Annotated in this window: 8 protein-coding genes and 1 pseudogene; 2 read left to right on the top strand and 7 right to left on the bottom strand. The window is 72.8% G+C overall.

Features of this window, described 5'->3' with window-relative positions:
- Window positions 1-182: 182 nt before the first annotated feature.
- Window positions 183-1,187, bottom strand: coding sequence for a (-)-alpha-amorphene synthase (locus N8I84_RS05170; protein WP_263228421.1), 1,005 nt, complete (start codon window positions 1,185-1,187; stop codon window positions 183-185).
- On the bottom strand, window positions 1,171-2,736 hold the full coding sequence (locus N8I84_RS05175; protein WP_263228423.1) for a cytochrome P450: 1,566 nt from the start codon (window positions 2,734-2,736) through the stop codon (window positions 1,171-1,173). The genes N8I84_RS05170 and N8I84_RS05175 overlap by 17 nt, the downstream gene beginning before the upstream one ends.
- 323 nt (window positions 2,737-3,059) lie before the next feature.
- Here N8I84_RS05175 and ftsH point away from each other — a divergent pair, with 323 nt between their 5' ends.
- A complete protein-coding gene (ftsH, locus tag N8I84_RS05180; protein WP_263228424.1) occupies window positions 3,060-5,156 on the top strand; it encodes an ATP-dependent zinc metalloprotease FtsH in 2,097 nt (698 codons plus the stop codon).
- Between the two features lie 4 nt (window positions 5,157-5,160).
- On the opposite strand, the gene N8I84_RS05185 is transcribed toward ftsH, so the two are convergent.
- From N8I84_RS05185 to N8I84_RS05195, 3 genes are all read right to left on the bottom strand, one after another.
- A complete protein-coding gene (locus tag N8I84_RS05185; RefSeq protein ID WP_263228425.1) occupies window positions 5,161-6,042 on the bottom strand; it encodes a universal stress protein in 882 nt (293 codons plus the stop codon).
- Window positions 6,043-6,104: 62 nt separating this feature from the next.
- Entirely contained in the window at window positions 6,105-7,256 is a 1,152-nt protein-coding gene (locus N8I84_RS05190) for a glutathione-independent formaldehyde dehydrogenase (RefSeq protein ID WP_263228426.1), read from the bottom strand.
- A 191-nt stretch (window positions 7,257-7,447) separates the two neighbouring features.
- The gene (locus N8I84_RS05195) at window positions 7,448-7,858 is read right to left on the bottom strand and encodes a hypothetical protein (RefSeq protein WP_263228427.1); all 411 of its coding nucleotides are present in this window, start codon (window positions 7,856-7,858) and stop codon (window positions 7,448-7,450) included.
- A gap of 147 nt (window positions 7,859-8,005) precedes the next feature.
- Between N8I84_RS05195 and N8I84_RS05200 the strand changes: the two genes are divergently transcribed.
- A complete protein-coding gene (locus N8I84_RS05200) occupies window positions 8,006-8,146 on the top strand; it encodes a hypothetical protein (protein WP_263228428.1) in 141 nt (46 codons plus the stop codon).
- A gap of 25 nt (window positions 8,147-8,171) precedes the next feature.
- Here the strand turns inward: N8I84_RS05200 and N8I84_RS05205 are convergent, their stop codons facing one another.
- Both N8I84_RS05205 and N8I84_RS42675 read right to left on the bottom strand, forming a co-directional pair.
- Window positions 8,172-9,311, bottom strand: a complete 1,140-nt coding sequence (locus N8I84_RS05205; RefSeq protein ID WP_263228430.1) for an HAD-IC family P-type ATPase — start codon at window positions 9,309-9,311, stop codon at window positions 8,172-8,174.
- A 302-nt stretch (window positions 9,312-9,613) separates the two neighbouring features.
- Window positions 9,614-12,736 (bottom strand): annotated as a pseudogene (locus N8I84_RS42675) (HAD-IC family P-type ATPase); the annotation flags it as partial.
- Window positions 12,737-12,919 lie beyond the last annotated feature (183 nt).

A 12,919-nucleotide genomic window follows, 5' to 3' on the forward strand; every position in this document is an offset into this window, starting at 1 on the left:
CCCTGGTGGGCGCGGTCAGGGGGCTTTCGAGCGGCACGGCGTATGGAAAGAATGAATCATGAACGACGGCGGTTTACCCGTCTCCACCTCGGGTATTGCCGCGAACTGGGCTCCTTGTGGGAGCCCAGTGGGCAGTGCCCGAGGCGTCGCCGTCACGCGGGGCGGCGCTTGCGCGTCGTACGTCAGCCGACGGGGACGGTCGCGGTGTCCGCGTAGCGCGGCACGTCGCGGGACCAGTAGTAACAGCCGCGGATCCAGCCCGCCATGCCGTCCACATAGCCGAGGGCTGCGGGGCTCGACCGCGGCCTGATCTGCTCGGAGAGCCGCTCGAACTCCCTGACGGTGCGGTTGATCCTTCCGATGGCGAGCCGGACGGCCTGCGGCAGGGTGCAGTGGTGCTCCCTGGCGTAGGCCAGGGCCAGGTTGATCACGCCGCCCTCCCGCTGCTCCTTCATGGCGGAGAACAGGTCGGGTATCCACACCGCGGCGTCGGCCGACAGTCTGCGCAGTCGGCGCATGGCCGGGTGCCAGAGCTCGCCGGGGGACAGTTGGTGGGGCTGTGCTGCCTCGCACAGCGGGTAAAAGGGTTCGACGCCCGCGGTGAGGGACCGTATCGAGCCGCAGAGACCGATCCGTATACGGGGAGGGTCGGTCTGTGCCACCGCCTCGTACAGCAGGCCGTGCACGTACTCGCGGCCGTGCCATGCCCAGCGTGCCGTCTGGTCCGGGGTGCAGCGCTCTTCGACCTGCCGGTGCAGGTCGGCCAGGGCGGCCCCGAGAGGCGTGGTCGGCGGCCGGCCGTCGCGCAGGATGCCGATGCTCTCGCACAGCATGGGCAGCAGCCTGCTCGGCCGGCGCCGGCCGAGCTCTTCGGCCTGGTCGTCGAAGACGAACTGGTAGGCGATCTGGTTCGCCACGATCCGTAGGATGCCGGCGTCCATGGTCGGGCTGTTGTAGGAGGCCAGTTCCGCGGGACGGGTCCGGGCGATCATCGCCGCGACTGCGGGGTCGTCGGTCAGTCCCCAGCTCCGCAACCATTCCTCGACGCCGGCCGCGGCTTCCGATTCGTGCGGATTGCGCAGTGGGGGAAAGGGCATGTAGAGCTCGGACTCGATCAGTTCCTTGAGGTTTCCCGACGGATTTCCGGCATACGGTCGGGCTGTGCTGTCCTCATGCTCCACCGACATGTTTGTCACCTTCCCTCCGGCGGTTCCGCGGCGAGGATGTAACCGTTCCGTTTGCGGGGAATTCCTGGGGGGACCGCGTGGTGGTGCCGGGCGGAATGCGTACGACCTCTGGCGGAGACCCAAAGGGCTGCGCACCGTCTTTGTCCGGGGTGCCGGACGCTTGCGACGGCGGTTTCCCCGGCGGCGTCTGCGACCGGGATTCGCAGATCATCTCCAGCGCCCTCGGCCCGAGGGTCGCTGCGGGGCGCGGCTGCTCGACATGCCCGGGCAGCGGCCGCAGCCGCCAGCGGCGGGCGACCGTCGCCACGGCCAGGGTGGCCTCCGCCATGGCGAAGGCGTCCCCGACGCATTTGCGGCTGCCGGCGGCGAAGGGCAACAGGGCGCCGTTGCGCACGGCCGCGGACTGCCCGGGCAGCCAGCGCTCGGGCAGGAACCGGTCGGGGTCGGGGAACGACGCGGGATCGTGGTGCAGGACGTAGGGGCTGTACAGCACGGTCGTCCCCCTCGGGAGCCGAACGCCTGCGAGGTCGGTCTCCTTGGTGGTGGTCCGGGTGAAGAGCCAGCCCGGCGGATACACCCGGAGCGTCTCCGTCACCACGCCGCGGGTGTACACCAGGCGCGTCAGTTCCTCCTGGCCGGGCGGCCGCCCCTCGGCGAGCACCTCGTCGACCTCCGCGTGCAGTCGGCGCTCGGCCTCCGGATGGCGGGGCAGCAGGGCGAACAGCGAGCCGAGGCACATCGCCGTGCTCTCGACGCCGGTGAGCAGGAGCGTGATCAGCTGGTCGTGGATCTCCCGACCGGTGACCGCCGCTCCCCCGTGGCCCCGCTCGGCCTCCAGCAGGCTCCCCAGCAGATCGTCACGGGGGCGGCCTCGCCGCCGTTCGTCGATGACGGAGTCGACGATCGCGTGCAGGCGGTCGAAGGCACGGCGGTAACGGCGGTTGGCGGGCGTGGGCAGCCGGAACAGGGGGGCGAGCGGCACGACCGTACGGACGAACAGGCCCCGGACCAGGGCCGCCAGGCAGTCCCGCAGCTCGGCGACGGTCGCGGCGTCCAGTGCGTCGGAAAGCAGGAAGCGGCTGGTCACCCGGGTGGTCAGGGCCAGCATCGCCCCGCTCACGTCGACCCGCTCGCCGGGCCGCCACGCGCCGAGGACGGACTCGGCCTCCTCGCCCATCACCCGCGCGCAGTCGGCGATGCGGGCCGCGTGGAAGGCGGGCTGGATCAGCTTGCGCTGCCGTCGGTGGTCCTCGTGGGCGCAGGTGACCAGGCCGTTGCCCATCAGCGGCCGCAGCCTGTCGTACTGCGGACCGCCCTTGTCGAAGGTACGGGCGTCCATGAGGACCCGGTGCACCAGCTCCGGGTGGCACACCAGCCAGGCGCGCTGGGGACCTAAGCGTATCTCGACCAGATCACCGTAACTGGAAACGGAATTCAGAAAGGGCAGTGGGTTCCGGAACAGGGTGATACCGTGACCGACGAATGGGAATATGCCCGGCGCAGTGGCCACCGTCCATACTCGCCGGGTCTCGGGCAGGGAACCGCTCATCGAATACCACCTTCCGCGGTCGACACAGGAAATCGGTGAACGTTCCTCGGACGTGGAGCATGAGTCCTGTCCTGCCCAGTCCAACCCGCCGCCCGCTTCCCGCGCGCTTTTCCCGGGGGGCGCACAGGAGCACGAAGGCGCATGGGACCGGCCACTGTTGATGTCGGCTACACCGACCGGCAATTCTTCCTTCTCCGGATTCGTCGCCGGCTTACCCCGGCCGGGCGCCGTTCCGGGGCCGGGCGAGGGACCATGAGAAGTGACCCGGGAATGCCCCGCCGCCGGGCGCCGGGTGACATCGCACTGGTGGGAGGAGGCGGTGGGTGGTGATCACGCGAGTGCGGATGCCGCACCGGCATCTCACGCCGCCGGCCAAGTCCGGGCCGCCCCGGGACGCGCCGAGGCCGCCCGGGAACCAGCGGCCCACGCCGGGGGGCCGGCAGTGGTGGATCGTTCCGCTGCTGTGGCTGGCCTTCCTGGTCGTCATCATGCTGGTGCGCGCCCCGTCGGGGACCCCGCCGGCCCACCTGACGTACAGCGACTTCACCGCCAAGGTCGGTGCCGGGCAGGTCAGGACGGTCGACATCAACGACAAGGGGGCGGTCAGCGGCAGCCTGAAGAACGGAACCAAGTTCACCACCCAGCTGCCCACCGCACTGGGGACCGGGTCGCTGCAGCAGCAGCTCCAGGCCAAGCACGTGCAGATCACCGCCTCACAGAGCAAGAGCGGCGGCAACCCGTTCCTGTCGTTCTTCGTCACCTTCCTCCCGCTGCTGCTCCTGGTCGGCGCCTTCTGGTGGTTCGGGCGCCGCGCCGCGCGCTCGGTCACCGGTGGGCTCAGCGCCATCGGCCGCTCCCGGGCGAAGATCATCGAGGCGGAGCGGCCCACCACCCGGTTCGACGACGTGGCCGGATACGACGGGGTGAAGCAGGAGATCAGCGAGGTCGTCGACTTCCTGCGCAACCCCATGCGCTATGCGGCGGCCGGCGCCAAGGGACCCCGCGGAGTGATCATGGTGGGACCCCCCGGCACCGGCAAGACGCTCTTCGCGCGTGCGGTCGCCGGTGAGGCGGACGTCCCGTTCCTGTCGGTGACCGGGTCCGCGTTCGTGGAGATGTTCGTCGGCGTGGGCGCCTCCCGGGTGCGGGACCTGTTCGACGAGGCCCGCAAGCGCGCGCCGTCGATCATCTTCATCGACGAGCTGGACGCAGTGGGCGCGCGCCGCTCGGGCAGCGGTCACATCGGCGGCAACGACGAACGAGAGCAGACCCTGAACCAGTTGCTGGCCGAGATGGACGGCTTCGACCAGTCCACCGGCATCGTCGTGCTCGCCGCCACCAACCGGCCGGAGGCGCTGGACCCGGCCCTCTTGCGCCCGGGCAGGTTCGACCGGCAGGTCACCGTCCCCCTGCCCAACCAGGCCGAGCGCGCCGCGATCCTCACCGTCCACGCCCGGGGCAAGATCCTTTCGTCCGACGTCGACCTCGGCACGGTGGCCCGAGCCACACCCGGCTTCTCCGGCGCCGACCTCGCCAACCTGGTCAACGAGGCCGCCATCAACGCTGTACGGGCCGACCGCGTGCTGATCGAGGCGCACGACCTGGACGCCGCCCGCGACCGGGTCCTGCTGGGCCGTCGCGAGGCGTCCAACGCCCTGCTCCCGGAGGAGCGCCACTCGGTCGCCGTCCACGAGTCGGGGCATGCCCTGGTCGCCGCGCTGTGCGAGCACGCCGACCCCGTCGCGAAGGTCACCGTCCTGCCGTCGGGCATGACGCTGGGGGTGACCGAGCAGCTGCCCGAGGCCGAACGCCATCTGTACAGCGAGGCCTATCTGACGGATCTGCTCGCGGTGCGGCTCGGCGGCCGGTCGGCCGAGCTCGTGGTCTTCGGCGAAGGCTCCAGCGGCGCCGCCAACGACCTGGCCGGGGCCACCCAGATCGCCACCCGCATGGTGCGGGACTTCGGCCTGTCCTCGGCGCTCGGCCCGGTCGGCTACGCCGCCGCGGGCCCGCACTACCTGGGTGAGACCCCGGAGGACTCGATCCGGCAGCCGTACTCGGAACAGACCCAGCGGATCATCGACCAGGAGGCCGCACGCCTGCTGCGCGAGGCCGAGGAGCGGGCGACGGGGCTGCTGCGGGAGCACCGCCGGGCCCTGGACCGGCTCGCCGGCCTGCTCGTCAGCCGCGAGACCATCGACGGCTCGGCCGTCCTGGACGTCCTGAGGCAGGAGGGTGAGCAGCGGCGGGAGTCGGACGGAAACCTTCCGGAGCGCGCGGTCGAGGATCTGCGGGCCGCGACGCCACCGGTCCGCGTGCCGGGAGAGGTTCCCGGGCAGGAAGATCAGGGCGGCGCCACCGAGACCGGCGCCACCGAGACCGGCGCCGCCACCGGTACCGGCACCGGAGCAGGATCCTGACGGCTCATGCGTGGAGGTCGTGCGGCACGATGACGACGGGGCAGTGCGCGTGGTGCAGCACGCCCTGGCTCACCGAGCCGAGCAGCATGCCGGCGAAGTCGCCGTGCCCGCGGGTGCCCACCACCAGACCGAGCGCGTGGGCGGAGGAGTCGGTCAGCTCCTTCACGGGATGGCCGCCGACCAGCTCCTGATGCAGTGCGACGTCCGGGTACGCGGCGCCGCGATCGGCCACCGTCTCGTGGAGCAGCCGCCGGCAGTCCTGACGGGCCGCGTGCTCGTCCAGCACCCCGAGCAGCCCCGGCTGCCAGACGTAGAGCGCGCACAGCCCGGCCCCGCGCAGGGCGGCCTCCTGGAAGGCCACGTCGACGGCGGCAGCGGAACGCGCGCTGCCGTCCACGCCGACGACGAAGTACTCGTCCTGATGGACGGTGTCCTGCGGTTCGGGCACGACGACCACAGGGCAACGGGCGTGCGCCATGACGTTCAGGGTGACCGAGGCGGAGAAGACCTCCCGGACCCGGCTCAGATGCCATGACCCGAGGACGACGGCCGCCGCGTCGTGTCCCTGCTCCCGCAGGACCCACGCCGGGTCGCCCTCGGCCGGCAGGCCGGACACCTCGATCCCCGGCTGCCGGGCCTCCACGAACGACACCGCCGCCCTGAGCACCTGCTCCCCCGCCTCCCGCAGCGCTCGGGCGCAGGCCTCCCACGAGGGCGGCGGCTCCCATCTCCTGATCCCCGCGGTGGGAAGCGTCTCCGCGTGCACCAGACGCAGGGGCACACGGCGCAGGGCGGCCTCGTCCGCCGCCCAGGCGAGCGCCCAACGCTTGGCGGGATCGGGGTCGACACCGGCCACGATCGGCCGGCGATCCTCGGGTCGGGCCATCGTCGTCTCCGGCAACCAGAACCGACGGGGTCCGGCCGCCCGTTCGCGCCCGGACCCGTCGCTCAGGCCGCGAGGGCGTGACCGGGGTGCAGTACCACCTTGGTGTAGCCCTCGATCCTCTTGTCGAACTTCTCGTACGCCTGCGGCGCCTGGTCCAGCGGCAGTTCATGGGAGACCACAAAGCTGGGCTTGGCCCGCCCCGCGATGATCATGTCGCGCAGCTGGCGGTTGTACCGCTTGACGTTGCACTGGCCGGTGCCCATCTGCTGACCCTTCTCGAACATCCGGCCGATGGAGACCAGCAACTGCCCCCGCTTGGCGTGCTCGTCGGGTCCGCCGGGGTCGGAGGGCACGTACAGGCCCGGTACACCGAGCATGCCGGTGGGCCGCACCGTCTCCACGAGCTCGTTGAGGACGATGGCGGGTTCCTCGTGGCTGGCGTCGTGCGCCTGGGCCTGGTAGCCGACGGCGTCCACGCCCTTGTCGGTGCCCTCTCCGTTCGTCTGTTCCTTGATCTGCTCGGCAGGGTCGCCCTTGGTGAAGTCGATGGGGACGGCCCCGATCTCCTCCGCCTTGGCGAGCCGCTCGGGCACCCGGTCGACGGAGAACACCTTCGACGCCCCGCGCAGCAAGGCCGAGTAGGCGGCCATCAGACCCACCGGGCCGGCACCATACACGGCCACGCTCTCCCCGGGGGACACCTGGGCGAGTTCGCATCCGTGGTAACCGGTCGGGAAGATGTCGGCGAGCAGGACGAAATCGGTCTCGAACTCCTCACCGGGTGGCAGTTTCAGGCAGTTGAAATCGGCGTAGGGCACCCGCAGCCGTTCCGCCTGACCACCGATGAACGGGCCCATCGCCACATATCCATAGGCGCCGCCGGCGAACCCGGGATTCACCGTGAGGCAGAAACCGGTCTTTCCCACGAGGCAGTTCTTGCAGAATCCGCAGGCGACATTGAAGGGCATCACGACCCGGTCACCCTCGGACAGGGAGGTCACGCCGCTGCCGACCTCCTCGATGATGCCGAGGTTCTCGTGTCCGAAGACGATGCCCGACTCGGCCGCCGTGCGGCCCTCGTACATGTGCAGGTCCGAACCGCAGATCGCGGTCGACGTGACCCGTACGAGCACATCGTTCGGGTGCTCGATCCGGGGATCCTGGACATCCCTCACAGCCACGCTGAAGGGCTTCTCGTAGACGACGGCTTTCACCTGCGTCACCTCCGCGTCGAATCCGGCTGACGGCGGCGGGACGGAGCCGCTACCGGGGGAGGCACTACAGGCGCGGGCCCTCGGGCTGTGCCGTGGCCCCGTTCGCGCTCTTTCACCGCCGGTCACTTCCAGAAAACGCCCCTGCGACAGGGGCCGCAACCCACGTCGGCGGTCCGCCGCGGGTCCTGCGGTCAGCTCTCCCCCGGGACGGGGATCGCCTCCCGCGCGCGGGTCGAGGAGTCGATCCCGGGTGCGAGCCGGCGCAGTCGTCGCGCCGTGGCCTCGGCGCCGTCCGGCACCGAGACGGCAAGGAGGCGGAAGGGGGCGCCGGGCCGCAGGGCGACGCACACGGCGGGCGCGCCGGGCCGCACCACCACGAAGTCCTCTCCGCCGGGATGGCCCCGCGTCCCGATGCACAGCGTCCCGGGGATCCACAGCCCCCGCCGGCGGTCTCCCCGCAGGGCACGCCACCAGTCCGGTTCGACGGTCACCCGGCGTACCGCCTCGAGCGGCACCCGTACGTCGCCCCGGCGGGCGGCCGCCCTTTCCCGCCACCTCAGGCGTACGACGAGTTCTTCGCGGTCGACGAGTATCCGTGCCATAACGCTTCCTCCCTTCCATTTTGACGTCCGGGACGAATCCGCACGTTTCTCGAAACGTCTCACCATGCGAACGCCCTCTTACTCAGCACCGCGGCATCTCGTTGAATGGCTTTTCCGCCGGCTTCCGTCAGCGAGAGGAGACGCGCCGTGGGTGAACATGTTCACGTGCGCATCGGACACGGTCTGAGTGTGAGCGAGAACGGCGAACTGATCGAGTCGTCCCGCTGCCGCTGTGGCGCCACCTGGACCAAGGCGTACCGGGTGGACGAGGACGCGCCCGAGGAGTGACAGGAACGCGGGACCGGCTTTTCGCTCACGCGACGACAGTGCCCGTCCCGGGTACCGGCAGGCCCAGGCGGGACAGCGCACCGCTCAGCCAGGCCGTCAGGGCGGCGGCCGCCGGCATGGGCACGGCCTCCCCGGGCGCCTCGGCCCCGGCGTCCTCGCCCCAGGCGGGCAGCCATCCCGCACCGGCCAGGCGCTGCGACAGGGGCTTGAGCGTCCCGTGGAGGAGCGTGGCGGTCGCGATGGACGCCACAGCGGTGCCCCAGCCGACGGGGCCGAGCGGGGTGGAACCGAAGAACCGACTGATGCCCGGGGTCTGGACGATCCCGACGAGCACGGCGGCCGAACCGACGGTGGCGGCGAGCACCTGGAGGTCGGCGCCGCCGCTGGTGAGGGTCTGGGCGAGCTGGGTGCCGACCACCGCGACCAGCGCCACCGTGGCGGCGCGGCGGCGCGTGCCGGTGAACCGGGCGGCCGTCCAGGCGAGGCCCGCGCCGAGAGCCGTGGTGAGCCCGCGCTGCACCATCTCCTGGGTGAGCGAGGTGCCCAGCGAGTGGTGCGGTCCTTCCCGGAGCAGGTTCTCCCCCGTGCTCTCGGCCGGCGTGCGGACGGCGATGGACAGCGCCGGGGCGAGGTCGGTGAGAAGGTTCACCAGCATGATCTGACGGGCACTGAGCGGTGAGCTGCCCGCCACGGCCGAGGCGAGCACGCTGAAGGTGACCTCGCCGAGGTTGCCGCCGATCAGGATGGCCAGCGCGGTCCTGACCGAGGTCCACATCGCCCGGCCCTCGGTGAGCGCGGTGACGATCGTCTCCAGACGGTCGTCACCGATGACGAGATCGGCGGCGGCCGTCGCCGCGGGCGTGCCGCGCCGCCCCAGGGCGATGCCTACGTCGGCGAGCCGGATGGCCGGGGCGTCGTTGGCGCCGTCGCCGGTCATCGCCACCACGCGGCCGAGCCGCTGGAACGCTTCGACGATACGGACCTTGTGGTGCGGGGTGCACCGCGCGATCACGTCCACCGTGGGCAGCAGGGCGTCGAGTTCCTCGTCGTCGAGCGCGTCCAACTCCGGCCCGGTGCAGACCTTCTGGTGCGGCTCGCCGGTGACGGAGGCCGCGATGGCCTCCGCGGTGGCGGCGTGGTCGCCGGTGAGCAGGACGGTGTGCACGCCCGCCGCGCGCAGCCGGGCGGTGGCGGCGCGGCCGAACGGCGCACCGGGTCGGCGAGGACGACGAAGCCCACGAAGACGAGGTCCCGCACCGCGTCGTCGGTCAGCTCCTCGCCCTGCCCCAGGGTGCGTTCGGCCACGGCGAGGACGCGGCGGCCCCCGTCGGCGAGCTCCTCCGTGGCCCGGGCGAGTGCCCTGCGCCCGGCGTAGTCGAGCGCGCTCTCGGCCCCGTTCCGGCGTCTGCGCGAGCAGCGGGCCAGCACGGTCTCCGGGGCGCCCTTGACGCTCAACAGGGTGGAGCCGGCGGTGCGGCCCACCGTGGCGTGGTAGGCCCGGGACGGGTCGAAGGGCAGGGTGCCGGTGCGCCGCCAGCCGGGCGCGCCGCGGCCTACCGACACCCGCGCCCGGCGGGCCCCGGTGTCCACCGCCCGGTCGGTCCGGTGGGCCATCGGCTCGGACTGCCGGACGGCGGGGGTGGCTCGGAGCGCCGCGGACAGGATCGCCTTGTGCCGTGGGCCCAGCCGGTCGACGGACACGTTCCGCTCTCCGTCGCCGACCGCGACGAGCTGGAGGTTGCCCTCGGTGAGGGTGCCGGTCTTGTCGAAGCAGAGCACATCGGCCCGGCCGAGTGCCTCGATGGTGCGCGGGTTGCGGACGAGGGCTCCCTGCTCGGCCAGGCGGCGCGCGGAGGCCAGTTGGGCGGCGTTGACGAGGAACGGCAGCCCTTCGGGGACCGAGGCGACGGCCAGATTCACCGCGGAGGTGATGCTCTGGGCGAGCGGGCGCCCGTGCAGCAGTCCCGCCCCGGCCACCGCCACCGCGGACGCCGTCGCCACGGGGAGGCTGGCCTTGGTCAGCGACGACAGCCGCGCCTCGACGCCGGTGACCGGTGCTGCCTCCCGTGCGGTGGCCATGGTGCGCCCCACCTCGGTGGCCGCGCCGGTGGCCACCACCACGGCGACCGCCTCGCCGGCGGAGACGGTGCTGCCCTCGTAGAGCATCGAGGAGCGCTCGGTGAGCTGCGCGGCGACCACGGGTGCCGGGGTCTTGGCGACGGGCAGGGACTCTCCGGTCAGCGACGACTCGTCGACCTCCAGTCCCTCGGCGTGCAGCAGCCGGCAGTCGGCGGGCACCACGTCCTCGGGCCTCAGCACGACGACGTCCCCCGGCACCAGCTCTTCGGCGGTGACCAGCCGCTCGACGCCACCGCGCCGTACCCGTGCCCCGACCGCGGAGCGGGCGGTCAGCTCTGCGAGGGCACGCTCGGTGCGGACCCGCTGCACAGCGCCGACCAGGGCCGAGGTGGCGGTGACCGCGGCGACCAGTGCGGCGTCCGCCCTGGACCCGACGGCGGCGGCCAGGGCGGCCCCGCCCGCGAGCACCGGAGTCAGCGGGTTGGCCAGTTCCTCGACGAACGCGGACAGCAGGGTGGTGTGCGGCGCGGCACCTGTCCCCGAGGGGCCTTTGGCTCGCGCGGCGGCCTCCTGCGGGGAGAGCCCGTCGGCGGACGTCCGCAGCCTCTGAAGGACCCGCGCGGGCGGCATCAGGTGCCAGGGCACGGTCGCCACGGAGGGTGTGACGGGCCGGGAGCAGAGTTGCCGGGCACGCCAGACGCCCAGGCAGAAGGCGATCGCCCCGGCCGTGTTGCAGGCCGCCTGCCCGCGCGAGCACGCCTCGGCGGCCGGTGCCCGCAACGCCGCCACCGCGCCGATGCCGCTGCCGCCGCTGGACAGCACGGCGCTGTCCCGGTCGACCCTGCGGGCCACGCCCACGCCGGACAGGATCAGCGCGACGGACTCCAGATCGGTGCCGACCAGCAGGTCGGCGCCCCAGGCCGCCGGCTCCCCGTCCCGGTGCACGCCGATGCCGCAGTCCGACGCCGCGAGCGCACGGCGGTTGCCCGACACCAGCAGCACCACCGCGCCGTCCGCCTGAAGGGCCCGCACCGACGCCACCAGGTGGCGCCCCGAGGGCACCGTCGCGTCGACGAAACCGAGCCGCGGGTCGGTCCGGTCTCCGGCGAGGACCACACGGATCTGGGAACGCCGGGCGGCCGCGGCCAGGGCCTGCGTGCCCGGAAGGGTCTGCGTCGCCACGCCCGCGACGGCCATCAGGCGGCGCCGCCGGGCGAGTCCCAGCACCCGTTCGCTGCCCCGGGACCGCAGCCGCTCGGCGGCCGGGCGCCCGGTGCGGCCGGTCAGCTCCAGGTCCTCCAGTGGGCCGATCACCCAGCCTTCGCCGTCGCGCCGGATCCGTGTCGGCGCGGCCGGGTCGAACAGGGCGAAGAGCCGGTCGGAGCACTGTTCGGTGTCGGCGCCGTCGAGCGGCACCAGGTCGGTCAGCTCGTACCGCCCACCGCGCAGCACGTCCACGTCCAGCACCACGGTGTCCACCTGGCCCAGGCGGCGCAGCGCACCGCGGTCCATGGCCACGACGCCGCGCAGTGCGAGGACCCTGCCGAGGCTGGTGGCGAAGCCCTCCCGCCCGGCCTCGGGAGCCTTCGGCATGCCGGCCAGCGCCACCGCGAGCGCGCGCCGCGGTCCTGCGTACGGTGCGGTCAGGGCGCCCACGGCGGCGCCCGCCCCCATGGCCCGTTCGGCGTAACGTGCCGTCACGTCGCGGTGGAGCCGGGGCCGTTCCACGACGACGGGTTCGGCCTGCGCATGCTCCGGTCCCCGCACCAGCCGCGGCTCGGCGTCCGCCCACGCCTCGAGGGTCGCGTTCGCCTCCCGCCACTGCGCGATGCGCTGCGCGGTGTCGAGCATCAGTCCTCCGCCGCGGGTGGCCAGGCCCTGGACGAGCGCGTTGAGCGTCAGAACCACCGATTCGGGGCGTTCCAGTTCCGTGAGGCCTGAGGTGACCAGTCTGCGCAGCCAGGGATGGCACTGGACGGCGGTGGCCAGCGCCCCCGCCTCGGCCGGCAGCGGCGTCCACGGCGACAGGCGCGTGGCGACCGTGAGGAGCAGGCCCGCGATGTCCGCGGCGAGGACCGGGAGTGTGGGCCGGCTGCGCGGCGCCTGACAGGGGTGGTGCGGTTCGGGACACCATTCGTCGTGCTCGCCGGGGTCCGCGGTGGCGGCGGCCCCGTGGGCCTCGGCGTGGGCGACGATCCGGAGCAGCTCCTGCCGCGACGGCGGCGGCGAGGCCAGTTCCACGACGACCCGTTCCGCCGGTGCGTTCACGCGCGCCCACAGCACCCGGGGGTGCTCCTCCAGAGCGCGCTCCACGATCCGGCCGACCCCGATGCCGCGGGGGCCGTGCACGCCACGGACCTGAATGTGGCAACGGCCCGGGCGGGACCACACGTCCCGTCGGCCGAGGCCGAGCAGCGTCACGGCCGCCTCCGCGGCACCCCGGGCTCCGGCGGCCAGGCCGTCGGCCAGCGGGCCCGGCAGTGGCAGGCGCGTCCCTGACAGCAGCGACATCGGTGCCACCTCCCGAGCGGGCCGGTCCTCGTACGGATCCGATCATCGCGCCCACCCGAAGCGCCCGCCCGGCGGGCTGATCCGAACGGCTTCCCGGCTCGCAGGCCCCTTTCCCCGCCGGTACCGTCTGCCTCGGTGGGGGGCGATGTCCCGGACCCACGAACGGATGTGAACCGTGACCAC

The organism is Streptomyces cynarae (assembly GCF_025642135.1).
GTDB classification, from domain to species: domain Bacteria; phylum Actinomycetota; class Actinomycetes; order Streptomycetales; family Streptomycetaceae; genus Streptomyces; species Streptomyces cynarae.

Excerpts from the sequence above, each read along its gene's own strand:
- N8I84_RS05195 (WP_263228427.1), bottom strand. The coding sequence starts at position 7,858 with ATGGCACGGATACTCGTCGACCGCGAAGAACTCGTCGTACGCCTGAGG.
- N8I84_RS05185 (WP_263228425.1), bottom strand. The coding sequence starts at position 6,042 with ATGGCCCGACCCGAGGATCGCCGGCCGATCGTGGCCGGTGTCGACCCC.
- N8I84_RS05170 (WP_263228421.1), bottom strand. The coding sequence starts at position 1,187 with ATGTCGGTGGAGCATGAGGACAGCACAGCCCGACCGTATGCCGGAAAT.
- N8I84_RS05175 (WP_263228423.1), bottom strand. The coding sequence starts at position 2,736 with ATGAGCGGTTCCCTGCCCGAGACCCGGCGAGTATGGACGGTGGCCACT.